Below are 23,782 nucleotides of genomic sequence, written 5' to 3'. Positions count from 1 at the left end.
TGTCGTAATCGGCGGCCATGGCGGGCCAGGGGGCGAGGGCCGTTCCGCACAACAGGGCCGCCCGGACGATTGTTGTCCACCGAACGGTGGGGCGGGTCGCGACACCTCCACGCGCCGCCTGTCCGGAAAAGGGCCTCGAACCAATCTCATCCACGCCACGTCCCCCTACGCCTCGCCGAGAAAAAATGGATTGATGTCACTGGGTTATGACGGCACGACGGCTCTCTCCCATTGAAGAAAGCACGACCTGCTGAAAATCCCTGCGAGAATTATGGTCGATCCGGACGCAGTTTCGCAAGTGAAGCGGTCGATCAAAACGTCAAGACGTTGGGCTTGACCGCTGGGCCGTCTCGCAAGTAGTGGCGGGGCAGAATTTTCTTCAGCGACAGGGTGTGCCCGGTTCGAGCGGCATCATGACTTCATCGAAGGCCCGGTGCGCGCGGTGGAAAGCCGACCGGGTCACGGCCTGTCCGGCGCGGTGCCGAGACGGCGGTCGCGTCATCCTTTCGGTGGGAATCCGCTTGTGCCGTCCGGCGATGCCCCGCACTCTTCACAACGACCGATGGCCCGTGAAGGGTCGGAAAAGCAGGTGCCTGACGGCGAAAACCGGATGGTTTGTGGATAGTGTGAAGGGTGCGAGCATGCGAAAGGCCTACATCGGCGGACGCCTGAAGCGGTTGCGCGAGGACCGGGCGCTGACCCAGGCGAAGCTGGCGCAAATGCTGGACCTGTCCCCCAGCTACGTGAACCAGCTTGAAAAGAACCAACGCCCCCTGACCGTGCCCGTGCTGCTGCGGATCAACGCGGTGTTCGGGGTCGATGTTCAGGTGTTCTCGGAGGATGACGAGGCGCGCCTGATGGCCGACCTGACCGACATCTTCGCTGACCAGGATCTCGGCCGGGCGGTGGCGAAAAGCGATGTCCGCGCCCTGACCGCCGACATGCCGGACGTGGCGCGGGCCATCGTCACCATGCACCGGCGCATGCGCGCCGCGACCGAACGGGCGGACGCTCTCGCCGCGCGTCTGGGGGGAGACGGCGGCGCAGATGGGGGCGTGACCACGACGCCGATGCCGTTCGAGGAGGTGCGCGATTATTTCTACCGCCACCACAACTACATCGACGCGCTGGACCGTCAGGCCGAATCGGTCGCCATCGCGGAGAAGCTGCCCGTGGGCGACATGGTCGAGGGGCTGGCGGCCCGGCTGGAGGCGCGCCACGGCCTGCGCATTGTCCGGGTCGACGGGACGGGGGCGGGCGTGCTGCGCGATCTGGACCCGGACAATCGGGTGCTGCGGTTGTCCAAGACCCTGCTGCCGGGACAGGCGGCCTTTCAGTTGGCCACGCAGCTTGCGTTTCTGGAAGCCGGCGCCGCCATCGACCGGCTGGTGGCCGAGGCCGGGTTTCTGACCGACGAGGCGCGGGCGTTGGCCCGCATCGGGCTCGCCAATCACTTCGCCGGGGCGCTCATCATGCCCTACGGGCCGATGCTGGAGGCCGCCGAGGTCGAGCGCTACGATATCGACCTGCTGGGCCGCCGCTTCGGCGTGGGCTTCGAGACGGTGTGCCACCGCCTCAGCACGCTGCAGCGGCCCGAGGCACGGGGCGTGCCGTTTTTCTTCATCCGCGTCGACCGGGCCGGCAACATCTCGAAGCGGCAGTCGGCGACGGACTTTCACTTCTCGCGCATCGGCGGCAGTTGCCCCCTGTGGAACGTCTACGCGGCCTTTGCCCATCCGGGCGAGACGCTGACCCAGGTGGCGCAGATGCCGGACGGCCGCACCTATCTGTGGGTGGCCCGCACCGTGGCGCGCGGGCGCGGCGGCCACGGCACGCCCCGCAAGGTGTTCGCCGTGGCGCTGGGCTGCGACCTGCGCCACGCCGACCGGCTGGTCTATTCCACCGGGCTGGACCTGACCAACCCGGCGGCGGCGACGCCCATCGGCGCCGGCTGCAAGGTCTGCGAACGCCCGGACTGCCCGCAGCGTGCCTTCCCGCCGCTGGGAAAACCCCTCCGTATCGACGAGACCAGCCGCCGCTTTGCGCCATACTCGACCGGATGACGGTATTGTTGCTTGACATCCGGGCACGATCTGGCACCATATCTCGTGTTCACGGTCACTGCTCGCTCCAGATATGGGGTGCGTCGTGCCAAGAGGGAATGCCGGTGCGATCCTTGCCCCCAGCGGGCGCGCGGACCAAGGCCGGAGCTGCCCCCGCAACTGTGAGCGGAGAGCGACCGCCCATTCCACACCACTGGCGCCTTCGGGCTCCGGGAAGGTCGGGCGGACGCGGTGACCCGCGAGCCAGGAGACCTGCCGTGAACCGTGTTTCTCCCTCGGGCGGGGTGCTCCGGCGGAGCGTTGCCGAATCCGCGCGGCGTCCATTCTGGTCCGCGCGACGGTGATGCGTCCGTGGCGATCCGCTCCGTCCCGTCTCTGGAGTGGAAGGCCGGCATGGAACTCTCCCCGTTGATCGAACCGCAGTCCGTGCCCGGCATCGCGCCCCGGCGCCCGCTGGTGGCGCCGCCGCGCGCGGTGGTCAAGCGCGACGGCACGGAAGCACCGTTCGATCGCGACCGCATCCGCTCGGCCATTGAGCGGGCCGGCAAGGCCACCGGCGAGTTCGAGGGCAGCGAGGCGGAGTTGCTGGCGATCCAGATCGTCAAGGTCCTGGCCCACCGCTTCCAGGACCGGACGCCGCACATCGAGCAGATCCAGGACGTGGTCGAGCAGGCCCTGATCTCGGCCAACCACACCGCCACCGCCCGCGCCTACATCGTTTACCGCGAACAGCGCAGCCGCCTGCGCCGCGACCGCGAGACGGTGGTGGACGTCGAACGCTCCATCAACGAATACCTTAACCGCGCCGATTGGCGGGTGAACGCCAACGCCAACCAGGGCTATTCCCTGGGCGGGCTGATCCTGAACGTCTCCGGCAAGGTGGTGGCGAACTACTGGCTGTCGCACGTCTACCCGGCCGAGGTCGGCCGCGCCCACCGCGAGGGCGATCTGCACATCCACGACCTGGACATGCTGTCCGGCTACTGCGCCGGCTGGTCGCTGCGCACCCTGCTGACCGAGGGCCTGAACGGCGTGCCGGGCAAGGTGGAGGCCAGCCCGCCCAAGCACCTGTCCAGCGCCGTGGGGCAGATCGTCAACTTCCTGGGCACGCTCCAGAACGAGTGGGCCGGCGCGCAGGCGTTCAGTTCCTTCGATACCTACCTTGCGCCGTTCATCCGCAACGACCGGCTGAGCTACGCCGAGGTTCGGCAGGCGATCCAGGAACTGGTCTACAACCTCAATGTGCCGTCGCGCTGGGGCACCCAGACGCCGTTCACCAACCTGACCTTCGACTGGACCTGCCCGGAGGACCTGCGGGACGAGGTGCCGCTGATCAACGGCGAGGAGATGCCGTTCACCTACGGCGACCTCCAGGCCGAGATGGACATGATCAACCGCGCCTACATCGAGGTGATGACGGCCGGCGACGCCAAGGGGCGCGTGTTCACCTTCCCGATCCCGACCTACAACATCACCAAGGACTTCCCCTGGGATAGCGAGAACACCGAGCTTCTGTTCGAGATGACGGCGAAGTACGGCCTGCCGTACTTCCAGAACTTCCTGAAATCCGACCTGTCACCGAACATGGTGCGCTCCATGTGCTGCCGGCTGCAACTGGATCTGACCGAGCTGCTCAAGCGCGGCAACGGCCTGTTCGGCAGCGCCGAGCAGACCGGCTCCCTGGGTGTGGTCACGATCAATTGCGCGCGCCTGGGCTACCTCCACAAGGGCGACGAGGCCGGCCTGCTGGCCGCGCTCGACCGGCTGATGGACATCGGCCGCACCAGCCTGGAGATCAAGCGCAAGGTCATCCAGCAGCACATGGATGCTGGCCTGTTCCCCTATACGCGCCGCTACCTGGGCACGCTGCGCAACCACTTCTCGACGCTGGGCGTGAACGGCTTCAACGAGATGATCCGCAACTTCACGGGAGACGCGGAGGACATCACCACATCCTGGGGCCACGCCTTCGCGGTGCGTCTGATGGACCACATCCGCGCCCGTATCGTCCGGTACCAGGAAGAGACCGGGCACATGTACAACCTGGAGGCCACGCCGGCCGAGGGGACCACCTACCGCTTCGCCCGCGAGGACAAGAAACGCTTCCCGGACATCCTCCAGGCCGGCCCGGCCGACCAGCCGTACTACACCAACTCCAGCCAACTGCCCGTGGGCTTCACGGATGATCCGTTCGAGGCCCTGGAGCGGCAGGAGGAGCTTCAGCGCAAGTACACCGGCGGCACCGTCCTGCACCTGTACATGGGCGAGCGGGTCTCCTCGACCACCGCCTGCAAGACCCTGGTCAAGCGGGCGCTGGGGTCGTTCGCGCTGCCCTACATCACCATCACACCGACGTTCTCCATCTGCCCCAAGCACGGTTACATCGCCGGCGAGCACGCCTTCTGCCCCAAGTGCGACGCCGAGATCCTGGCCCGCAAGCGTCGGGGCGCCCTGACCCCGTCCGAGTCCTGACCAAAAGGAACCCACAGCATGACTCACCTGACCGCCGCCGAAGCCCTGGGGACCCCGGGTGCCCTGGACCTGAAGGACGAGGAGCGCCAGCCCTGCGAGATCTGGACCCGCGTCATGGGCTATCACCGCCCGGTGTCGTCCTTTAACCGGGGCAAGCAGGGCGAGTTCGCCGACCGCGTGGCCTTCCGCGAGCCCGCCCGGTCCGTTGGCTGACCTGCGCGTTGGGGGCCTCGCCCGGTTCTCCACCGTGGACTGGCCCGACCGCCTGACGGCCACCGTGTTCCTGCGCGGCTGTCCCTGGCGCTGCCCCTACTGCCACAATCCGGACCTGCTGACGGCCGACGGACCCGGTGAGGACATCCCCTGGGCGGACGTTCTCGCCTTTCTGGAGCAGCGGCGCGGCCTTCTGGACGGCGTGGTGGTCTCTGGCGGGGAGCCGACCGCGCAGCGCGGCCTGTCCGACGCCCTCGACGCCGTGCGCGCGCTGGGGTTCGCGGTGGGGCTGCACACCGGCGGCCCCTGGCCGGACCGGCTGGCGGCGGTGCTGCCGCCGCTCGACTGGGTTGGCTTCGACGTCAAGGCGCCGTTCGAGGAGTATGCCGCGATCACCGGCGTGCCCGGCAGTGGCGAGCGGGCGCGGGACAGCCTGCGCCGGCTGATCGCCAGCGGGGTGCCGTTCGAGGCGCGCACCACGGTGCATCCGGCCCTGCTGGAGGCCGCCGCGCTCGACCGGCTGGCCGACGATCTGGCGGCCATGGGCGTACGCGACCTGGTGTTGCAACACGCTCGACCGACGGCCGCCCTGCCCACCGATCCCGACGGGCGCCCGTTTCCCGCCCTTTCCGCCGACCGGGCCGCCGCGTTCACGACGATGCACACGCGGGCATGACCGGCCGACCCCCGAAATGACCCGTCCCTCCGGGACGGCGATCAGACCAAATTCCAAGCGATCCGGAATGGATCGCGACGACGATGGGCCGAAGTATCAAATACCGAGGGCGCGTTGCGCGCGTGCCGACTCACGCAACGCGCCCTGGATCCGCGGTGGGCGGCCGTCTTCCCGCGCGATGACCCTGGTATCAGGGTTCGTCCAAACGTCCGCAGATCAAGGGTGTCGGTCATCGGGGCCGGGCAGTCTCCGCATCAATCCGTGCCGTGGAACCTCTCATAAATCTTCCGGGCCAACCCTTCGCTGATGCCCTCCACCGCCTCCAGGTCGGCCAACCCGGCCTGAGACACCGCCTTGGCGGAGCCGAAGTGGTGCATCAGCGCCTTCTTGCGCGCCGCCCCGATGCCGGGGATGGTGTCCAGCGGGTTGGCGGCGGCGGCCTTCTTGCGCCGCGCCTGATGGCCCGCCACGGCGAAGCGATGCGCCTCGTCGCGCAGCCGTTGCACGAAGTACAGCACCGGATGATTGGGCGGCAGCAGGAACGACGGCCGTCCGGGAATGAAGAACCGCTCGCGGCCGGCGTCGCGATCCGGCCCCTTGGCGACGCCGACCAGGGGCACGTCCTCGATGCCCAGATCCTCCAGCACGCCGGAGGCCGCCGAAAGTTGCCCCTGGCCGCCGTCGATCAGCACCAGATCGGGCCACTGGCCGCGCGTGCGGTCGGGGTCCTCCTTGAGGGCACGGGCGAAGCGGCGCTCCATCACCTCGCGCATCATGGCGTAGTCGTCGGCGGTGGCCTCGGCGTGCCGGATATTGAACTTGCGATAGGACGTCTTCTGGAAGCCCTCCGGCCCGGCCACGATCATGGCGCCGATGGGGTTGGTGCCGGAGATGTGGGAGTTGTCGTAGACCTCCACCCGCTCCGGCGCCGCCTCCAGGCCCAGCACCTCGCCCAGTCCCTCCAGCAGCGTCTGTTGTGCCGACGTTTCGGCCATGCGCCGTCCCAGCGCCTCGCGGGCGTTGGTCAGGGCGTGGTCGATCACCTTGCGCCGGGCGCCGCGCTGGGGGACGTGCAGCGACACCTTGTGGTCGGCGCGGATGGACAGCGCCTCGGCGACAAGCTCGGGGTTGGGAATGTCCTCGCTAAGCAGGATCATCCGGGGCGGCATCTGCCGGCTGTAGAACTGGCCCAGGAACGCCTCCAGCACCGTGCCGGGTTCGTCCTCGCGGGCGTGGCTGGGGAAGTAGGCGCGGTTGCCGTGGTTGTTGCCGGCGCGGAAGAAGAACACCTGCACGCAGGTCTGCCCGCCGGCCTGATGCAACGCCACCACGTCGGCCTCGCCGACGCCGGGCAACGAGATGTCCTGGTGGGACTGGACACTGGTCAAGGCGCGGATGCGGTCGCGGTAGATGGCCGCCTCCTCGAACGCCAGCCGGGTGCTGGCGTCCTCCATGCGCGCCGCCAGCTCGCGCTGCATGTCGTGGCTGCGGCCCTCCAGGAAGGCCCGGGCCTGCTCGACGAGGCCCCGGTAGTCCTCCGGCGTCACGCGGTCGACACAGGGCGCGCAGCAGCGCTTGATCTGGTGCAGCAGGCAGGGACGCGTGCGGTTGGCGAACACGCTGTCGGAGCACGAGCGGAGCAGGAACGCCTTCTGCAACGCCACCAGGGTGCGGTTGACGGCCCCGGCGGAGGCATAGGGGCCGTGGTACTGCCCGGCTCGGGTGCGCGGCCCCCGGTGCTTCAGCACGCGCGGCCAGGCGTGGTCGTCCGCGATCAGGATGTAGGGGAACGACTTGTCGTCGCGCAGAAGGATGTTGTAGCGCGGCTTCAGCTTCTTGATGAGGTTGCTTTCGAGCAGCAGCGCCTCGGCCTCGGTGTGGGTGGTCACCACCTCCATGCGCGCGGTCGCGTCGATCATGCGCCGCAGGCGCATGGGCAGCCGCTCCGGGTGGGTGTACGCCACCACCCGCTTTTTCAGGCTCCGGGCTTTGCCCACATAAAGGGCATCGCCCGAGCGGTCGAGCATGCGGTAGACGCCGGGCGCGTTGGGCAGGGTGCGCACCGTGGCGGCGATCACGGCCACGCCGGTTTCAGGGGGAGGGGATTCGGAGGCCTCGCCCTTCACGACGGCGCCTCCCGATCAGGAGCGTGCCCGGACAGGGGGCAGGGGGGCTCGACTCCGATCCGGCGCCACCTCGATCTGGTCTGTTCCACTCTGAGGGCTTCGAATGGCGGAGTTTGGCACATCAACCGAACCATGACTGAACGAGTTAAGGGTTGTGAATCCCGCCGCGCGCAACGCCGAATCAGAGGGCTGTGACAGGTCGCGCCGCATGGCAAGAGGGAATATATCCACTGAACCTGTGGGTAACTTTGTGGGCGGATTGTGTCTGGCCGCACCGACTCCCAGGAAATCCGGGCGTTTCATCACCGTGACCAACTTTTGGGCAGTTTCTCTAACCTCTTGTTATGAAACGCCAAAAATATCCTGCCGCGAAAAATCGACGGTCGGAGACCGCCGTTCTTGACAGGCGCGTGTCGGGTTCGGTGCGGGTCCTTTCCTGTGTACAACTTGTTCCGAAAAGAAAACCGTCGGGTTTTGGCGGGATTCTGATCGATTCGAGTGGTTACGACTCGATGTGGACCTTTTGTTACAGGCGTTGGAGTGGGTGTTTCGACGGCGATCGAACGTGTGTCTCCTGCAAAGGAATGACACCGTCGGCGCGGGCTGTCATCCGAACGGATTGAGCCGCTCAATGGTCACGCCGACGCTGACGGCCTCCGGGAACACGTCGAGCTTCTCGATTCGCACCACGGCGCGGCGGACCCGCGCGTCCTCCAGGCAGGCCTGGGCGATGCGTTCGGCCAGCGTCTCGACCAGATTGACATGCCCGTCGGCGACGATGGCCCGCACGCGATCAAGGACGGCCTCGTAACAGACGACGTTCTCAAGCCGGTCCCCCAGACCGGCGGCGCCTTCTCGCACCCCGAGGTCGAGGTTCAGGCGGATGCGTTGGGGACCGCTCTTTTCATGGGCATGCACGCCGATCCGGGCCGGAAGGACGAGGTCGCGCACGAACACATGGCGCAGGCCGGCCTCGGCGTCCGCGAGGGGCGTCAGCGGGGTGGTCGGATACAGGTTGGAGCGAGGGCTCATCGAACCACCCAATGTCTGAGAAGGGAAAGGACTGCCGGGACGGGCGCCAAGAGCCGCCGGCCCGAACGCAACGGGGACGGTCGGCGAACGGGGGTCACTCCTCCGGCGCATCCGCCAGACCGCCCCGGGCCGGCCAGGCCCAGGCCAGATGCTGCCCCCCATCCAGCGCTATCATTTGCCCGGTCATCGACCGCGCTTCAAGGACAAAGCGGAGCGCGCGGCGGATCTCGTCCGGAGACGTCCCCCGGCCCAGGGGCATGGCGGCGCATTGGGCGTCGAACTGGGCTTGGGTCTGGCGCGGGCTCGGCAGCGCGGGTCCGGGGCCGATGGCGTTGACGCGCACGCGCGGGGCCAGGGCGAGCGCGAGGCTCTGGGTGAGCGCCCACAGCCCGGCCTTGCTGACTGTGTAACTGACGAAGTGCGGGGTCAGGTTCCAGACCCGATGGTCGATGATGTTGAGCACCAGCCCCTCGGCGTCGGCGGGCAGGGCGCGGGCCAGGGCCTGGGTCAGGACGAACGGCGCGCGCAGGTTGGGCTCCATGTGATGGTCCCAGCTGTCGCGCGTCACCGTGTCCCAGGCGTCGTAATCGAACGTGGAGGCGTTGTTGACCAGAACGCCGATGGGGCCGCCCAAAGCGTTGGCGGCGCGGTCCACCAGGGTGGCGGTTTCGTGTTCTACGGACAGATCGGCCCGTACTGCGGTCGCGCGTCCGCCGGCCGCCTCGATCAGCGCGCGGGTCTCTTCGGCCTCGTCGGCGGAGCCCAGGTGGTGCACCGCCACGGCGAAGCCGGCGTCGGCCAGTTCCAGCGCCAGGGCGCGTCCCAGTCGACGCGCGGCGCCGGTCACGAGAGCCTGGGGCGGGATGGTGGTCGTCATGGCTCTCGCGGCCTCAGGCACTCACGGCGCCCAGCACGCGGTCCACGCCGAAGAACTGAAGCGCCGTGTATCCTGCGTAGGCGGCCAGGAACAGGATCCCCTCCGCACGGCCCATGCGTCTGCCGCTCAGCATCACGGGGACCATCAGGATGGACACCGCCGCCATGGCCCAGATGTCGAACCGCAGCACCTGGGCCGGGATCTCCACCGGGATCACCAGCGCGGTCGCGCCCAGGATGGCCAGGATATTGAAAATGTTCGAGCCCACGACGTTGCCGACCACGACGTCGGGCTGGCCCTTCATGGCCGCCGTCACGGCGACCGCCAGTTCCGGCAGCGAGGTCCCCAGGGCCACCATGGTCAGGCCGATGACTTCCTCGGGCACGCCAAGCTCACTGGCGATGACCACGGCGCCGTCCACCAGCAGGTTGGCCCCGGCCGCCACGCCGACAAGGCCCAGCGCGATGGCTCCAATGATGACGATCCAGGAGCGGTTCTTGAGTCCCTCGAACTCCTCGACCTCGGCCAGATGGGCGTCGGCCGCGTCCTTTCCGGCGGACTCCCGCCAATAGGAGTACAGCACGAACAGCACCAGCAGGCCCAGCATGCCGCCGCCCTGCCAGCGCGGGATCACGCCCGACAGCGCGGCGGCGATGAACAGGCCCGTCGCGCCGATCATGATGAGGCTGTCGCGCAGGAAGGCGCGGGGCTGATGGCAGGCGATGGGCGCCAGCAGAGCCGCCGCGCCCATGATGAGAAGTATGTTGGCGATGTTGGATCCCACGACGTTGCCGATGGCGATGCCGGGGACTCCGTCCAGGGCGGCATCGACGCAGACCACCAGCTCCGGCAGCGAGGTGCCGAAGGCCACGACGGTCAGGGCCACCACCAAGGGGGAGATGCCCAGTCGCTCCGACAAGGCGACCGCGCCGCTGACCAGGATGTTGGAGCCGACCGGCAGCAGCACGATGCCGGCGATCAGGAACAGGGAGGCGACAATCACGTCAGGTGGTCTCCGTCGGCGCGGGCGGCACGGGGCCGTCTCCGATCAGGTGGGCGAGAACAAGGTCGCGCAGGGTGGCGATTCCGACCAGGTCCCCATTCTCGATGACGATCGCGCGGGACAGGCGGAAGCGGCCCAACAGCCGGATCGCGTACCGCACGTCCATGTCCGCCTGGATCGAGATCAGCGGCTTGCTCATGATCTCGTAGACGTTGACCCGGTCGGGTGAGCGGTCCTGCGCCACCACCTTGTCGGCGATGTCCTGGATCACGACCATGCCGAACTCGTCGCCCTCGTGACGCTTGCGGATGACCAGGGAACTGACCCCCTTGTCCTTCATCATGCGCACGGCCTGGGCGACGGTGGCCATGCCCTCGATCAGGTAGGGGGTTTCGGACATCACCTGACGGATCGGCACATAGGGACGCTGGGTCATATCTCGTCCTCGATCTCGGTCTGGATGGTATGAAGTTGGCTGTTCAGGCCGATGGCGTCCTCGACGTCGATCATGATGGCGATGCCGGCGCCGGGACTGGCGTCGAAATGGCCGGCGCGGCCGATGGCTTCCAGGATGCGCCGCCCTAGGTGCTGCTCAACCAGGATCAGCACCACGTCGCGGGCGCCCGCGAGGTCCAGGCCCAGAAAGGTCTTGGCCTTCTTGAGCCCCTGTCCGCGCGCGTTGGTCAGGATCGTGCAGCCGGTGGCCCCCTCCTCGCGGGCGGCATCGGCAATGGCGTCGGTCATGTCGTCCGGTGTGCTGGCGATGATCAGCTTGAACTTCATGAATCCTCGCTCGCGGTGCGGCGGGCGGCGCGCCGGGTCAGCAACTCGCCGATCTGCGCGTAGCCCATGACGGTGATCATGGGAAACAGACTGGCCAGCGCGATCAGCCCGAAGCCGTCGATTAGGGGGCTTCGCCCCGGGATGTTGGAAGCCAGGCCCAGCCCAAGGGCCGTGACCAGCGGAACGGTAACGGTGGAGGTTGTCACGCCCCCGGAATCGTAGGCAAGGGGAATGATCTGGCGCGGCGCGATCACGGTCTGAACGATGACGACCACATAGCCGATGACGATGAGGATCGGCAAGGACCAGCCGGTGATGATGCGCAGCGCGCCCAGGGAGACCCCGAAGGCGACGCCGATGGCCACCGCCACGCGCAGGCCCCAGGACTTGACGGCCCCGCCCGAAACCTCCGTGACCTTCAGGCTGACGGCGATCAGCGCCGGCTCGGCGATGGTGGTCGAGAACCCGATGGCGGCGGCGAAGGCATAGACCCACAGATAGTCCCGCCACCCCAGGCCACCGGCCGCGTCCCGTGCGACCCCCATGAACGCCGGGTCGGTCAACTGCGCGGCCATGATCTCGCCCAGGGGAAACAGGGCCATCTCAAGGCCGACCAGGAACAGGTCCAGGCCCAGCACCACATAGAGGAACCCCAGGATCATGCGGCGCAGGTGCGGGACCTTCTGACGCAGCACCAGAACCTGGAACAGCACCAGGATCAGCAGGATCGGCGCCACGTCCAGGATCGTGGTCCACAGGGTATCGATCAACTGGATCAGGGTGGACACGGCGCGGTCCCTTCCCGGTTCAATACAGCAGGCCGTAGAGCATGACGAACATCATCGGGGTCAGGCTGGCGAAGGCGATCAGGCCGAAGCCGTCGATCAGCGGATTGCGCCCGCCCAGCATGGAGGCCAGCCCCACCCCCAGGGCCGTCACCAGCGGCACGGTGATGGTGGAGGTGGTCACGCCGCCGGAATCATAGGCCACGCCGACGATCTCCGGCGGCGCGATGAAGGTCAGGGCCACCACGATCAGGTAGCCGCCGATGATGAGAACCGGCACCGGCCAGCCCTTGATGATGCGAAACACACCCACCAGGATGGCCAGCCCGACGGCCAGCGCCACCGTATAGCGCAGGCCCAACGCGTACGTGGCCTGACTGTCCGCGTCCGGCTCGATCAGGCCAGCCTGAGCCACGGCCTCGGCCGCCTCGGCGGCCACCGCGATCAGGGCCGGTTCCGCCACCGTGGTGCCGAACCCCAGCGCGAAGGCGAACGCCAGCAGCCAGACCAGGCTGCCCTTCCGCGCGAACGCGTGGGCCATGGACTCGCCGAGCGGGAACAGGCCCATCTCCAGTCCCTGGATGAACAGCGCCAGTCCCAGCAGGACCAGAAGCAGGCCGACCAGGATCGGTCCCAGGTTGGGAAACGGTTGCTGGAGGACGACGATCTGGAAAAACCCGATCACCAGAATGATCGGTGCGAGGTCACGCAGGGCGCTCAGGACCAGCCCGAGAAAGGAACGCAGGGGATGTGCCATGCCGGTGACAGCGTCCGTCAGTTCGTGCGGTTCGCGCTCGGGCAGGATGGCGCGCAATCCTAGAGAGCGACAATCTGAGCCTCAAAGTCCCAGTCCGTCATGTTGGGTCAGAGCTTGCGGGCAGCCCGGGGGGCTGTCAATGCGGCCGCTCAAGGCCGGGTGTTCAGCGCCTCACAGCGCCGGCAGTTCTCATTTTGGTCGCACGGCCTCCGAAGGGTCCTGTCGGGAGCTCCAGGCGCGACCCGAACGCCCTCCTCTGGGTAGAGGAGGGGAGGAGTGGGGTGGGGTTGAAAAAAAAAGCCCGTGGGGTTGATGCGGCAAGCGGGGTCCGTGCGGACATCACCTCGCCCCCCTCCCAACGTCCCCCCGAAGGGGGGAGGAGAACAGGCCTGCGCTGGTCGCAACAGGTGTTCTCACGCCATCCTGAGAATTGCTGTCACAGCGTCGCCGTGCTGGACAGTCCGGGCGGGATCGGCTATTTGGGATTGTTCAAGATTGGCCCCGAAGAGGGAGCGAGCGTCATGGTCACCGTCAAACTGATCCTCATTCTGGCCGTCGCCCTGGCGGCCCTTCTCGGGTATCTCGCGGTGTTCATCTTCCAGCAGTGGTGGGTGATCTATTTGGTGCTGGCGCTGACCGCCATGATCATGACGGTGACGGTCATCATCACCGGCGGACGGGTCGAGGAAGATGAGCCGGCCGGCTGAGCCGATTGAGGGGCGGCCGGCGCCGCTGTCCCGCGCGGCCCGAGCAGTTGGCGAGATCTGAAGACCCAGGTATGTCTCCGACGCGGATCGATCCGTAATGACCCCCAGGCTACATTCGACTATACTTCGCGGTCCGTTGTTCAGGAATCGCCGAGGTGCGGTTCTGTAGTGCCTGCATGTCACCCTTTATCGATGTCTGATGGGGGTGCCCGGGTCGGTCTGCGTTGAAGAAAGATAGGTCTAATGAAGTCGTTGACCGCGAAGATCACCGCCGTTGTCGTCGCTCTTGTTGCCATCATCGCGATCGTCAATATCGCCCTCGTTTACTACTTTTCGACCATCGTTCGGTCCGAAACGCAGGACTTCGCGGACGATGTGAGCGGCATCCTGGCCGAGAAGAACGCCGTCATCGGCGAGACTCATGACGCGCTGGTGGAGACGCAGATTGCCCGTCAGGCAGCCGAGCACGCCGTGACCGAAACCGAGACTCACGGGGAGACCCTGGGCGAGCGGCGGTTCATCGCCGGCAAGCACGAGGGCCTGTCATCCGCCGCGACGGAGATGATCCGCGCCGCCATGATGAGCGGCGAAGCCACCACGGCCGAGGACATCATGTTCAATCTGTCGCAGATCCCGGATGTGCTGGACATCGGGCTGTGGCGGACAACGGGGGTCCAGGCCTTTTCGGACAACGACACAATCAAGGATGTCAATCGACTCCTGGGCACAACCTATTTCGAGCGCCGCAGCCGGGAGAACCCGGTCTCCATTCCGGCGGACCGCGAGTCCGGCCTGAGGGAGGCGCTGGCCAGCGCGGATGGTTCGGCGGAGCAGCCTGGCGAGGTCGAGGATTCAGGGGGAGTGCTCCGGCCGGTCCTCTATTCCTATGTCACGCTGACCAACGATCCGGAATGTCAGGGGTGCCATGGCGTCGAAGACCCGATCCGGGGTGTCCTTGAACTGGCGGTCTCGCGGGAGTCGCTGATCGCCGTCGAGGAACGTTCGGTCGAGCGGATGACCGCGATGGAGGCCGAGCAGCAGCGTGAGATGGCGGCCCTCAAGGAGCAGACCGAAACCCGCCGTAGAGAGGTCGAAGAGGCCTCAAGGGCCATCGCCGCACGGCTGGGCCAGCGGGTGACGGGGCTGAACGAAACGCAGTCAAGTTCGACAACCGTGCAGGCGGTCGTGAATCCGTTGGCCACCCTGGGCGTGATGGGTCTGATCGTGCTGATGCTGCGCCGTCTGCTCAGCCGGCCGCTGACGGCGATGACGGCCGCCATGGAACGCTTGGCGCACGATGACCTGTCCGTCGAAATTCCGGGCCGGTCCCGCCGGGACGAGATCGGCGACATGGCCGACGCCGTCCAGGTGTTCAAGGACAACGGCTATAAACTGAAGGAAATGGCTGCCGAGCAGGAGGCGCTGCATCGACGCAACGCCCGCAAGGTCAGGGCCGAGATGTTCGCGCTTACCAATGCGCTGGACGAGGAGGTGCGCAGCGCCATTATTCTTGTGCAGCAACAGGCCGACGCCATGCACCAGGCGGCGCTGAAGATGGCCGAGTCCGTGGAACACACGGAATCGCGCTCGGATGCCGCCGCGTCGGCCTCGCGGGACGCGGCCCACGGCGTGGACGCGGTCGCGGCGGCCGCCGAGCAGATGGCCGCGTCGATCGGCGAAATCTCGCGTCAGATGACGGCCTCGACGGAGACGGCCCATCGGGCGGTGAGGCAGGCCGAAACCACCAATCAGCGGATCCAGGGACTGGCCGAGGCGGCCGACCAGATCGGCGAGGTGGTCAACATGATCAGCGACATCGCCAAACAGACCAACCTGCTTGCGCTGAACGCCAGCATCGAGGCGGCGCGGGCCGGGGATGCCGGCAGAGGCTTCGCGGTGGTGGCCAACGAGGTCAAGACGCTGGCCAACCAGACCGCCACCGCGACCGAGGATATCGCCAACCAGATCGGCGGCATGCAGGCGGCCACGCGGGAGGCCGTGACGGCCATTGAGGACATCGCCAGGGTGATCGGCGAAATCAACGACATCACCCAGACGGTCTCGGCCGCCGTTGAGCAACAAACGGGCGCGACCCAGGAAATCAGTCAGAACGCTCAGCAGGCCTCGCACAGCACGCAGGAGTCCTCCGACAACATCGGGCAGGTCCTGGAGAGCAGTTCCGTGACCGGCGAACACGCCCGATCCGTCAAGCAGTCCGCCGAAGATGTGCGTGCGCGCGTCAGGCAGATGCAGGATGCCCTGGAAAAGCTGATGCGCGGCGGGTCGGACGATGATCGGCGGGACAGCGCCCTGCATACCGTCAACGTGGCGGTGACGCTGAACCTGGGCGGTGGCGCGAGCCAGTCGTGCTTGTTGCAGGATTTGGCCCGCAGTGGGGTCGGCACCGTGGATCGGGCTCTTGACGTCGAACGGGGTCATGCCTTCACCATGGATGTTCCGGAACTTGGGTCCATGACGGGAAGTGTCGTTGCAAAGACGGGAACCGGGACCCATGTCCGTTTTGAACTGAACGAGGCACAGTTGGCCGGGTTGGACACCTTCATCCGCAAACGGGCGGGCGCTAGGGGGTGACGCCGATCAAGACTTGGCGGCCGGGCGCTGGCTCGGCCGCTGGAGCTTGGAAGGGCCGGCGGAACGTCAACGGGAGGCATGGGCGTGCGATACGAAGTCAACGCGCAAAGCGGCAAGGTTGTGCTGAGCCTGCGGGATCGGTTGGTCCACGAAGATCGCGGAGTATTCGAGCGGGTGGTGCGGGAAGTTCTCGCCAATCAGCCGGGCGAGGTCGAAGTGGATTTCCATGACCTGTCGTACATGGATTCCGCCGGGCTCGGTTTTCTGCTGACACTGCGGGAGCAGGCCAGGAAGACGGGCACCATGATTGTCCTGTCGCGACCCCAGGGCACGGTACGGGAGATCCTGGATCTGGCGCGGTTCGAAACCCTGTTTACCATTCGTCAGGGGGGCTGAGGCCGGTCGCCGGGCTTCCAGCCGACGTTATCGCGAAAATCCCGCCACCAGTTCGACGTGCGCCGACCACGGAAACTGGTCGATGGGTGTGGCGCGTCCGAGGGTATAACCGCCGTCCGCCAGCGCGCGGGCGTCGCGGGCGAAGCTCGACGGGTTGCACGAGACAGCGATGATGCGGTCGGGACCATGCTGGGCCAGGGCGGCAGCCTGGGCCCGTGCGCCGGCGCGCGGCGGATCGAACACCGCCACCTCATGACCCGTCAGATCGGCGCCCTGAAGCGGGTCCCGCTCGAGGTCGCGACATGCCGTGGTCATTTGTCGGTGCGGCGGAATCGCGGCCGCCAGGGCCGAGAGGGCCTCCGGCGCCGCATCGACGGCGTGGACGGGCCGCCCCGTTCCGGCAAGCGGGAAGCTCAGGGTGCCGACACCCGCAAACAGGTCGAGCACGGAACCGCTTCCCTCCGGCAGACGGGCCAGAACCGAAGCGGTGATGGCGTCGCCACCCGCCCGGGAGGGTTGCAGGAACGCGAGGGGCGGCAGGACAACGGCGGCCTCACCCAATGTCACCACCGGCGGACGCCGCTCGGCGAGCGGTTCCGGGGCGCTGTCCGGGTCCGGCATCCACCTCAGCCGCGCCAGATCGGTGGCCTCGGCAAAGGCAGCAAGGCGTTCCCGCGCCGCCAGGTCTGGGGGCCGGGCCAGGATCAGCGCGACCTCCGCCCCGGTGTCCGTCATGGTCAGAACCGCCTGACCGTGCTCACCCGGACGGGCGATGTCCCGCACCAGGGCGCGCAGCGGTTCCATCAGGGCGAACAGCGCGGGCGTCAGCATCGCGCAGGCGCGTACGTCCTCCAGGCGGTGAGTGTCCTGGGCATGGAACCCGACGAGTGCGCCCCGGGGCGTGCGCCGCCAGGCCACCGTGCAACGCCGCCGCTGGCCCGGGGGAACACTGACGGTCGCGTCCACTTCCGGCGCCGGGAATCCGCGCCGGATCAGGGCCTCGACCACCTGTTGGCGCTTCCACGCGGCCTGGGCGGACGGGCTCAGGTGCTGAATGGTGCAGCCGCCACACGGCCCGAAATGCGGACAGGCCGGCTCGATCCGCTCCGCCGAGGCCTGGAGCACGTCCGTGACATGGGCCTGCCACCCATGCCCCTTGCGCGCCCCGACGCGCGCGCGGACGCGTTCGCCCGGCAGGGCACCGACCACGAACAGGGCGCTGCTCTCGTGTTGGGCGAGGCCGTCTCCCCGCGCCCCGAGAGCGGTGACCGTGACCTCGACGGTGTCGGGGCCGGGCCAGTTCGAGCGGGCGGTGCGGCGGGCGCCGGATGGACGCCCGGTGGGCCGGCGGCCTTTGGACATCGTGATCAGGAACCGTTGCCGTGGTCGCCGGCGTTGGCGTTCGGATCGTCCGAGGACCCGGACGGCGGATCGTCCTCGTCTTCCAGCATGTCGTCGCGCAACGTGACCAGTTCCAGCAGCAGATCGAGGGCTGCGTGCGTGCTGGCGAGGCGAATGTCGTCCCGGCTGCCGGCGAACACATAGCGCTTGGGCCGGACCAGTCCGTCCATACGCGCAGCCGCCATAAAAACCAGACCGACGGGTTTGGTCTCCGATCCGCCGGTTGGTCCGGCGATCCCGGTGATCGACGCGCTGATACTCCGACCACTGGCGGCCAGCGCACCCAGGGCCATGGCCACGGCGACATCTTCGCTGACCGCGCCAACCGAGGCGAGCAGTTCGGGTTCCACGCCGAGAACCTCGCTCTTGGCTTCGTTGGAGTATGTCACGAACCCGCGATCGAAGACGTCGCTGGAGCCCGGCACCGCCGTCAGACTGGCCGCCAGCAGCCCGCCGGTGCAAGACTCGGCGACGGCCAGGGTCAGGCCGTCCCGGCGGCATGCCTCCAGGACATCCCGGGCGTGGTCGATCAGGGTCTTGTCGAGAGCACTCATGGCGCGACGATCCAGATCTCAAGAGCGGTCAGACCAAGCAGAACGGCGGCGGCGGCGTAAACGCCCGCAACCATGTCGTCGGCCATGATTCCGACGCCGCCGTGGGTCGTGCGGTCGATCTGGCGCGCCGGCCATGGCTTGACGATGTCGGCCACGCGGAAGGCGAGGAACCCGAGCGTCAGGGAGACAGCATCCCAAGGGAAGACAAGCAGGACAAGCCCCAGGGTCAGCCATTGGCCGGCAACCTCGTCGATCACGACCTCGGCGGGATCCCGGCGCCCGACGGCGCGACCGTAGGCGTCACTGACGCCGATTCCAAGGGCGAAAACCGCCAGCGCGCCGGCCAGCAACAGCCACGGGCCACCCCAGCCGTTCAATCCCCAGGCGAAGGGCAGGGCGGCAAGGGAGCCGGCGGTCCCCGGGGCAATGGGGCTCAGGCCGCTGCCGAACCAAGTGGCGAGCCAGCGCACGGCCGGCCCGGGCGGTGCGGGAGGGGGCGTCACAGTCGGGCGGTTGGACAACGACACAGCCTTTTCAAAGAGACCCTCGACGAAACGGGGCGCGGCCATGCCGGGAATCCCGGACGCGCGCGCGTCCGCATCATATGGGGTCCCGGCGATGATCGCGAGTGTCTTGCCGGCCATTGCGCTCCATCAAATCAATGACGGGGGCGACCCTGTAGCATCCCGACGTATCGTGGGCGTGTTTCGTCGGATGGCAGCGGTTCGTCGCGTCAAAAGGAGCCAAGGCGATGCCATCCGATCCAGACAACAGTCCCTGGAGAACGCTCTCGACGCGGAAGGTTTACGACAACCCGTGGATTCGGGTCACCGAGCATCAGGTGATCACACCGGCCGGAACCCTTGGACGATACGGGGTGGTTCATTTTCAAAACCGCTCTGTCTGTGTGTTGCCTGTGGACTCAGACGGGTCGGTAACCCTGGTGGGCCAGTTCCGCTATCCGCTCGGGGCATGGAGTTGGGAACTGCCAGAGGGGGGATGTCCGTTGGGGACCAAGGCCCTGGACTCGGCGCGTCGCGAGTTGCGCGAGGAAACGGGTCTCATAGCGGGGCAATGGGTCGAGATCCTGCGGCTGCACCTGTCGAACTGCATCACCGACGAGGCGGCGGTGTCGTTTTTAGCCTGGGACTTGACCGAGGGTCCCAGCGATCCGGAGGAGACGGAAAGGCTGGAGATCCGTCGGGTTCCGTTCCGCGAGGCCGTGCACATGGCCGAGACCGGCGCCATCACCGACGCGCAAAGCGTTGCGACCCTGTTCCGGGCGCGCCTGATGGCACTGGCTGGGCAGATTCCGGAGTCGGTCCAGTCACGGCTTGCATATTAGGGGTGGCGAATATAACCATGAGCGCAGACGGCAACGTCGAACATTGATGGAGGATTGTTTCCCATGAACGAGACAGCCGCGCCCGCCGCAGCGGGCACGCAGACGCCGACCCACGCCGAGAAGGTCGAATCGAACTGGTTGATGCACGTGCCGATTCCGCTGTTTGCCCTGGTCATGGGCACGGCGGGACTCGGCATTGCCTGGCGCAAGGCACACCATGTGCTGGAGATGCCGTCGATCATCGGTGAGGCCGTGCTGGGGTTCGCTGGCGTGGCCTTCGTCGCCATCGCCATCCTGTATGTCTTCAAATGGATGTTGCATCCGGCTGAGGTGAAAGCGGAGTTCAATCACCCGATCCGGTCTAGCTTCTTTCCAGCGGTCTCAATCAGTCTGTTGTTGCTGTCGCTGGGGACCGGTCCTTACTCGCACACTGTCACTCTGTTGCTGTGGGCCGTCGGGACCGGTTTGCATTTGCTGCTGACGCTACGCCTGATCGGCCGATGGATCGTTCACAATCATCAGATCAATCATTCCAACCCGGCCTGGTTCATTCCGATCGTCGGGAACGTTCTGGTGCCGTTGAGCGGGACGCGCCTGGGCTATGACGAGGTGTCCTGGTTCTTCTTTTCGATCGGCATGGTGTTCTGGCTCCTGCTGTTCACCATCGTGTTCTATCGCATCGTGTTTCACGATCAGATGCCGGCGAAATTCGTCCCCACCCTGTTCATCCTGATCGCGCCCCCGGCCATCGGGTTCCTGTCCTACATTCAGTTGAACGCCGGACTTCTGCCGGACGGCGCCGCCCATGCCGAGGCCCTGGACGGCTTTGCCCGCATGATGATCCACTTGGCCCTGTTCATCACCCTGCTGAATTTCTCCCTGGTCGCGCAGTACATGAAAGTGCCGTTTTTCGTGTCCTGGTGGGCCTACACCTTCCCGATAGCGGCGGTCACCGTGGCCACGCTGGAGTTTCATGCCCTGACCGGGACGAATTGGACCTTGTATGTCGGCTGGGGGCTGCTGGCCATTACCACCATCGTGGTCGTCACCGTGTTTCTGCGCACCATGCTGGCCTTGTTCCAGGGCAAGCTGTTCGTGCCGGATTGATCGGGGTGGACCCGGGTCGGACAGAAACCGGACCGGGTCCGGATGGTTGATCTTGCAGTGCAGCAAAAAAGGCGTACCCTCGATCTGAACGCTCGGGTCATTCAGCCCATACCGTCGAGGGATAAAAGATGAGCACACGGAATCTGGAACGCCTGTTCGCGCCGCGCTCGGTTGCCGTGATCGGGGCCTCGAACCGCCCGCAAACGGTCGGGGCGCTGGTCATGCGTAACCTGCTGATGGGCGGGTTCCAGGGTCCGATCATGCCGGTCAATCCCAAGGAATCGGCGATCGCCGGTGTTCTCGCCTACAAGGATGTGGCCGCGTTGCCGGTGACGCCGGACATGGCGGTCGTCTGCGTTCCGCCGAAGGCGGTGCCCGATGTGGTCCAGGCCCTGGGCGACAAGGGCGTGCTGGCGGCCATTGTCATCACCGCCGGCCTGGGTCAGATCAAGGACGACGAGGGCCGCACCGCCCAGGAGCGGATGCTGGAAATCGCCGGTCATTTCGGCATGCGCCTGTTGGGGCCGAACTGCGTCGGTCTTCTGGTCCCGGGCGTGAACCTGAACGCCAGCTTCCTGCACGAACCGGCCAAGCCCGGTAAGGTGGCGTTCGTCAGCCAGTCCGGCGCCCTGTGCACGGCGGTGCTGGATTGGGCCACGCCGCGCGGCATCGGCTTTTCGCACTTCATCTCGCTGGGCGACAATCTGGATGTCGATTTCGGCGATACCATCGACTATCTGGGCACGCACCCCGACGTCCGCGCCATTCTGCTGTACATCGAGGCCGTGCGCGACGCCCGCAAGTTCATGTCCGCAGCCCGCGCCGCCGCCCGAAACAAGCCCGTCCTGGCCATCAAGTCGGGCCGCGTCGCCGAGGGCGCGAAGGCCGCCGCCTCGCACACCGGCGCGCTGGCCGGGGCCGATCATATCTACGACGCCGCCTTCCGCCGTGCCGGCATTCTGCGGGTGTACAACCTTGAGGAACTGTTCGAGGCGGTGGAAACGGTCGCCCACCAACGCCGCCTGAAAGGCGAACGGCTGGCCATCATGACCAACGGCGGCGGCATCGGGGTCATGGCCGTCGACGATCTGATCGACATGGGCGGCACGATGGCGGTCCTGTCCGACGAGACCGTCGGCAAGCTTGATGCCGTGTTGCCGCCGACGTGGTCGCGCTCCAACCCCATCGACATCATCGGTGACGCGCCGGGCAAGCGTTATACGGACTCCATGGAGGTCCTGTTCACGGCGCCCGAGGTGGACTCGATGCTCGTGATGCACGCGCCGACCGCCATCAGCAGTCCGGACGAGATCGCCGAAAAGGTCATTGAACTGGCCGAGAAGAACAAGCGGGCGCACATCACCACCTGCTTCGTCGGCGAGGGTGCCGTCGCGAATGCCCGCCGCATGTTCGCACAGGCGCGTCTGCCCTCCTACGAAACGCCGGATCAGGCGGTGCGGGCGTTCATGCACACGGTGACCTTCGCCCGCAACCAGAAAATGCTGATGGAGACGCCGGCCTCGCTTCCCGTGGAATTCACCCCGGCCACGACCACGGCCCGGTTGGTCATCGAAGGGTCGATGGCCAAGGGGCACTTCGTGATGAGCGAGCCGGATGCCAAGGCGGTGTTCGCGGCCTACGGCATTCCGACCGTCGAGACCCATATCGCGCGCACGCCCGACGAGGCGCTGGAGATCGCCGACCGCATGGGCTGCACGGTGGCGGTCAAGATCCTCTCGCCCGACATCACGCATAAGTCTGATGTCGGCGGCGTGATGCTGAACCTCAACTCGCCCGAGGAAACGCGGCAGGCGGCCCAGAGCATGCTGAACCGGGTGGGCGAGACCTTCCCCGATGCCCAGATCGACGGCTTCACGGTGCAGAGGATGATGCGCCGCCCGGGCGCTCACGAGCTCATCATCGGCGTGACCACCGACGCGGTGTTCGGCCTGGTGGTTCTGTTCGGCGAGGGCGGTACCGCCGTCGAGGTGATCGCCGACCGGGCGGTGACCCTGCCTCCGTTGAACATGAACCTCGCCCGCAACCTGATCGAGAACACGCGTATCTACAAGCGCCTTCAGGGCTACCGCGACCGCCCGCCGGCTGATCTGGACGCCATCTGCCTGACCCTCATCAAGGTCTCGCAGCTTGTGTGCGACATTCCGGAGATCACGGAACTGGACATCAACCCGCTGTTCGCCGACAGCCGGGGCGTGCTTGCCGTCGATGCCCGCATCAAGCTGGACCCCAAGCAGACACGCGGACCGCACCGTCTCGCCATTCGTCCCTATCCCAAGGAACAGGAGGAATGGTTCACCATGACGAACGGCGAGAAGGTGCTGTTGCGCCCGATCCGCCCGGAGGACGAGCCTAAGCACTACGAGTTCGTCTCCAGTCTGACGTCGGAGGACATTCGGTTCCGCTTCTTCGGGCTGGTCAAGGAACTGCCGCACGATCAGATGGCCCGCCTGACGCAGATCGACTACGAGCGCGAAATGGCTTTCATTGCCCGCGCTGACTTGGACAAGGACAAGGCAGAGGAAACACTGGGTGTGGTGCGCACGGTGACCGACGCCGACAACGAACGCACCGAGTTCTCCATCGTCGTGCGCTCCGACCTGAAGGGCTCCGGGCTCGGCGTGGCACTGCTGGAAAAGATGATCCGCTACTGCCGCGCGCGCGGCACCCGGCAGATGATCGGGCAGGTGCTGAAGGACAACACCCGCATGCTGCATTTCTGCGAGAACCTGGGTTTCCGCCGCGAACGCATGGTCGAGGAGGATGTGTACGAGCTGGTGCTGGAACTCCAGGAGGTGCCGGAACGCTCGGCGCATGATCCGGCGTAAGCGGGCGATACGAACCCTGCAATGACCGTAAGGCGGAGCCGCCGCAT

At 66.7% G+C, this 23,782-nt stretch carries 21 protein-coding genes and 1 riboswitch; of the genes, 10 read left to right on the top strand and 11 right to left on the bottom strand.

Translation table 11 applies throughout. The features are described 5' to 3' along the window. The first annotated feature begins 641 nt into the window (after nt 1-641). The 4 genes from BLS85_RS13100 (at nt 642) to BLS85_RS13085 (ending at nt 5,424) form a co-directional block, all read left to right on the top strand. Nucleotides 642-2,063, top strand: a complete 1,422-nt coding sequence (locus BLS85_RS13100) for a short-chain fatty acyl-CoA regulator family protein (protein WP_092787026.1) — start codon at nt 642-644, stop codon at nt 2,061-2,063. Nucleotides 2,064-2,098: 35 nt separating this feature from the next. Then, nucleotides 2,099-2,337: riboswitch (cobalamin riboswitch) on the top strand. A 77-nt stretch (nt 2,338-2,414) separates the two neighbouring features. Further along, nucleotides 2,415-4,535 (top strand): ribonucleoside triphosphate reductase, encoded by a 2,121-nt coding sequence (locus tag BLS85_RS13095; RefSeq protein ID WP_245699222.1) that lies wholly within the window; start codon nt 2,415-2,417, stop codon nt 4,533-4,535. Nucleotides 4,536-4,553: 18 nt separating this feature from the next. Further along, nucleotides 4,554-4,748 (top strand): anaerobic ribonucleoside-triphosphate reductase, encoded by a 195-nt coding sequence (gene nrdD, locus BLS85_RS13090; protein ID WP_092787023.1) that lies wholly within the window; start codon nt 4,554-4,556, stop codon nt 4,746-4,748. Then, the gene (locus BLS85_RS13085) at nt 4,741-5,424 is read left to right on the top strand and encodes an anaerobic ribonucleoside-triphosphate reductase activating protein (protein ID WP_092787022.1); all 684 of its coding nucleotides are present in this window, start codon (nt 4,741-4,743) and stop codon (nt 5,422-5,424) included. Before nrdD ends, BLS85_RS13085 begins: the two co-directional genes overlap by 8 nt. Before the next feature lie 254 nt (nt 5,425-5,678). On the opposite strand, the gene uvrC is transcribed toward BLS85_RS13085, so the two are convergent. From uvrC to BLS85_RS13045, 8 genes are all read right to left on the bottom strand, one after another. After that, the gene (gene uvrC, locus BLS85_RS13080) at nt 5,679-7,550 is read right to left on the bottom strand and encodes an excinuclease ABC subunit UvrC (protein WP_092787020.1); all 1,872 of its coding nucleotides are present in this window, start codon (nt 7,548-7,550) and stop codon (nt 5,679-5,681) included. 606 nt (nt 7,551-8,156) lie between these two features. Further along, nucleotides 8,157-8,582 (bottom strand): dihydroneopterin aldolase, encoded by a 426-nt coding sequence (folB, locus tag BLS85_RS13075; RefSeq protein ID WP_092787018.1) that lies wholly within the window; start codon nt 8,580-8,582, stop codon nt 8,157-8,159. A gap of 94 nt (nt 8,583-8,676) precedes the next feature. Continuing rightward, nucleotides 8,677-9,459 carry an SDR family oxidoreductase gene (locus BLS85_RS13070; RefSeq protein WP_092787016.1) on the bottom strand — a complete coding sequence of 261 codons (783 nt, stop codon included), beginning with the start codon at nt 9,457-9,459 and terminating at the stop codon, nt 8,677-8,679. Nucleotides 9,460-9,472: 13 nt separating this feature from the next. Further along, nucleotides 9,473-10,462, bottom strand: a complete 990-nt coding sequence (locus BLS85_RS13065) for a calcium/sodium antiporter (protein WP_245699221.1) — start codon at nt 10,460-10,462, stop codon at nt 9,473-9,475. A 1-nt stretch (nt 10,463) separates the two neighbouring features. Then, complete coding sequence (locus tag BLS85_RS13060) at nt 10,464-10,898, bottom strand: CBS domain-containing protein (protein WP_092787014.1); 435 nt, start codon at nt 10,896-10,898, stop codon at nt 10,464-10,466. Then, nucleotides 10,895-11,245 carry a P-II family nitrogen regulator gene (locus BLS85_RS13055; protein ID WP_092787012.1) on the bottom strand — a complete coding sequence of 117 codons (351 nt, stop codon included), beginning with the start codon at nt 11,243-11,245 and terminating at the stop codon, nt 10,895-10,897. Before BLS85_RS13055 ends, BLS85_RS13060 begins: the two co-directional genes overlap by 4 nt. Beyond that, complete coding sequence (locus BLS85_RS13050; protein WP_092787010.1) at nt 11,242-12,033, bottom strand: DUF1538 domain-containing protein; 792 nt, start codon at nt 12,031-12,033, stop codon at nt 11,242-11,244. The genes BLS85_RS13055 and BLS85_RS13050 overlap by 4 nt, the downstream gene beginning before the upstream one ends. Nucleotides 12,034-12,052: 19 nt before the next feature. Continuing rightward, the gene (locus BLS85_RS13045; protein WP_092787232.1) at nt 12,053-12,787 is read right to left on the bottom strand and encodes a DUF1538 domain-containing protein; all 735 of its coding nucleotides are present in this window, start codon (nt 12,785-12,787) and stop codon (nt 12,053-12,055) included. Between the two features lie 521 nt (nt 12,788-13,308). On the opposite strand from BLS85_RS13045, the gene BLS85_RS13040 reads away from it, so the two are divergent. From BLS85_RS13040 to BLS85_RS13030, 3 genes are all read left to right on the top strand, one after another. After that, nucleotides 13,309-13,494 (top strand): hypothetical protein, encoded by a 186-nt coding sequence (locus BLS85_RS13040; RefSeq protein ID WP_092787008.1) that lies wholly within the window; start codon nt 13,309-13,311, stop codon nt 13,492-13,494. Nucleotides 13,495-13,737: 243 nt separating this feature from the next. Further along, nucleotides 13,738-16,086: a methyl-accepting chemotaxis protein gene (locus tag BLS85_RS13035; protein WP_092787006.1), complete on the top strand. Its 2,349-nt coding sequence runs from the start codon at nt 13,738-13,740 to the stop codon at nt 16,084-16,086. 84 nt (nt 16,087-16,170) lie between these two features. Beyond that, nucleotides 16,171-16,482 carry an STAS domain-containing protein gene (locus BLS85_RS13030; RefSeq protein ID WP_176793717.1) on the top strand — a complete coding sequence of 104 codons (312 nt, stop codon included), beginning with the start codon at nt 16,171-16,173 and terminating at the stop codon, nt 16,480-16,482. 27 nt (nt 16,483-16,509) lie between these two features. Here the strand turns inward: BLS85_RS13030 and BLS85_RS13025 are convergent, their stop codons facing one another. Genes BLS85_RS13025 through BLS85_RS13015 form a run of 3 tightly spaced genes read right to left on the bottom strand, consistent with a single transcriptional unit; the run spans nt 16,510 to nt 19,006 of the window. Further along, the gene (locus BLS85_RS13025; RefSeq protein WP_092787002.1) at nt 16,510-17,844 is read right to left on the bottom strand and encodes a TRAM domain-containing protein; all 1,335 of its coding nucleotides are present in this window, start codon (nt 17,842-17,844) and stop codon (nt 16,510-16,512) included. Between the two features lie 5 nt (nt 17,845-17,849). Continuing rightward, nucleotides 17,850-18,437: a CinA family protein gene (locus tag BLS85_RS13020; protein ID WP_092787000.1), complete on the bottom strand. Its 588-nt coding sequence runs from the start codon at nt 18,435-18,437 to the stop codon at nt 17,850-17,852. Further along, nucleotides 18,434-19,006 (bottom strand): phosphatidylglycerophosphatase A family protein, encoded by a 573-nt coding sequence (locus tag BLS85_RS13015; protein WP_092787230.1) that lies wholly within the window; start codon nt 19,004-19,006, stop codon nt 18,434-18,436. Before BLS85_RS13015 ends, BLS85_RS13020 begins: the two co-directional genes overlap by 4 nt. 182 nt (nt 19,007-19,188) lie before the next feature. Here BLS85_RS13015 and BLS85_RS13010 point away from each other — a divergent pair, with 182 nt between their 5' ends. From BLS85_RS13010 to BLS85_RS13000, 3 genes are all read left to right on the top strand, one after another. Beyond that, entirely contained in the window at nt 19,189-19,782 is a 594-nt protein-coding gene (locus tag BLS85_RS13010; protein ID WP_092786998.1) for an NUDIX domain-containing protein, read from the top strand. Nucleotides 19,783-19,845: 63 nt separating this feature from the next. Further along, on the top strand, nt 19,846-20,889 hold the full coding sequence (locus tag BLS85_RS13005) for an SLAC1 anion channel family protein (protein WP_092786996.1): 1,044 nt from the start codon (nt 19,846-19,848) through the stop codon (nt 20,887-20,889). A 128-nt stretch (nt 20,890-21,017) separates the two neighbouring features. Continuing rightward, complete coding sequence (locus BLS85_RS13000) at nt 21,018-23,735, top strand: bifunctional acetate--CoA ligase family protein/GNAT family N-acetyltransferase (protein ID WP_092786994.1); 2,718 nt, start codon at nt 21,018-21,020, stop codon at nt 23,733-23,735. The last annotated feature ends 47 nt before the right edge of the window (nt 23,736-23,782 follow it).

The sequence above is a fragment of the Rhodospira trueperi genome (genome assembly GCF_900101965.1).
GTDB classification, from domain to species: domain Bacteria; phylum Pseudomonadota; class Alphaproteobacteria; order Rhodospirillales; family Rhodospirillaceae; genus Rhodospira; species Rhodospira trueperi.
The sequence above is the reverse complement of the archived record's forward strand: the minus strand, read 5'-3'. Positions and strand labels throughout refer to the sequence as shown.

Bases quoted from the DNA above. Each gene is read 5' to 3' on its own strand.
- BLS85_RS13100 (WP_092787026.1), top strand. From the start codon at position 642: ATGCGAAAGGCCTACATCGGCGGACGCCTGAAGCGGTTGCGCGAGGAC.
- BLS85_RS13020 (WP_092787000.1), bottom strand. From the start codon at position 18,437: ATGAGTGCTCTCGACAAGACCCTGATCGACCACGCCCGGGATGTCCTG.
- BLS85_RS13040 (WP_092787008.1), top strand. From the start codon at position 13,309: ATGGTCACCGTCAAACTGATCCTCATTCTGGCCGTCGCCCTGGCGGCC.
- folB (WP_092787018.1), bottom strand. From the start codon at position 8,582: ATGAGCCCTCGCTCCAACCTGTATCCGACCACCCCGCTGACGCCCCTC.
- BLS85_RS13015 (WP_092787230.1), bottom strand. From the start codon at position 19,006: ATGGCCGCGCCCCGTTTCGTCGAGGGTCTCTTTGAAAAGGCTGTGTCG.
- BLS85_RS13000 (WP_092786994.1), top strand. From the start codon at position 21,018: ATGAGCACACGGAATCTGGAACGCCTGTTCGCGCCGCGCTCGGTTGCC.
- BLS85_RS13060 (WP_092787014.1), bottom strand. From the start codon at position 10,898: ATGACCCAGCGTCCCTATGTGCCGATCCGTCAGGTGATGTCCGAAACC.
- BLS85_RS13035 (WP_092787006.1), top strand. From the start codon at position 13,738: ATGAAGTCGTTGACCGCGAAGATCACCGCCGTTGTCGTCGCTCTTGTT.
- BLS85_RS13010 (WP_092786998.1), top strand. From the start codon at position 19,189: ATGCCATCCGATCCAGACAACAGTCCCTGGAGAACGCTCTCGACGCGG.
- BLS85_RS13005 (WP_092786996.1), top strand. From the start codon at position 19,846: ATGAACGAGACAGCCGCGCCCGCCGCAGCGGGCACGCAGACGCCGACC.
- BLS85_RS13070 (WP_092787016.1), bottom strand. From the start codon at position 9,459: ATGACGACCACCATCCCGCCCCAGGCTCTCGTGACCGGCGCCGCGCGT.
- BLS85_RS13025 (WP_092787002.1), bottom strand. From the start codon at position 17,844: ATGTCCAAAGGCCGCCGGCCCACCGGGCGTCCATCCGGCGCCCGCCGC.
- BLS85_RS13055 (WP_092787012.1), bottom strand. From the start codon at position 11,245: ATGAAGTTCAAGCTGATCATCGCCAGCACACCGGACGACATGACCGAC.
- nrdD (WP_092787023.1), top strand. From the start codon at position 4,554: ATGACTCACCTGACCGCCGCCGAAGCCCTGGGGACCCCGGGTGCCCTG.
- BLS85_RS13045 (WP_092787232.1), bottom strand. From the start codon at position 12,787: ATGGCACATCCCCTGCGTTCCTTTCTCGGGCTGGTCCTGAGCGCCCTG.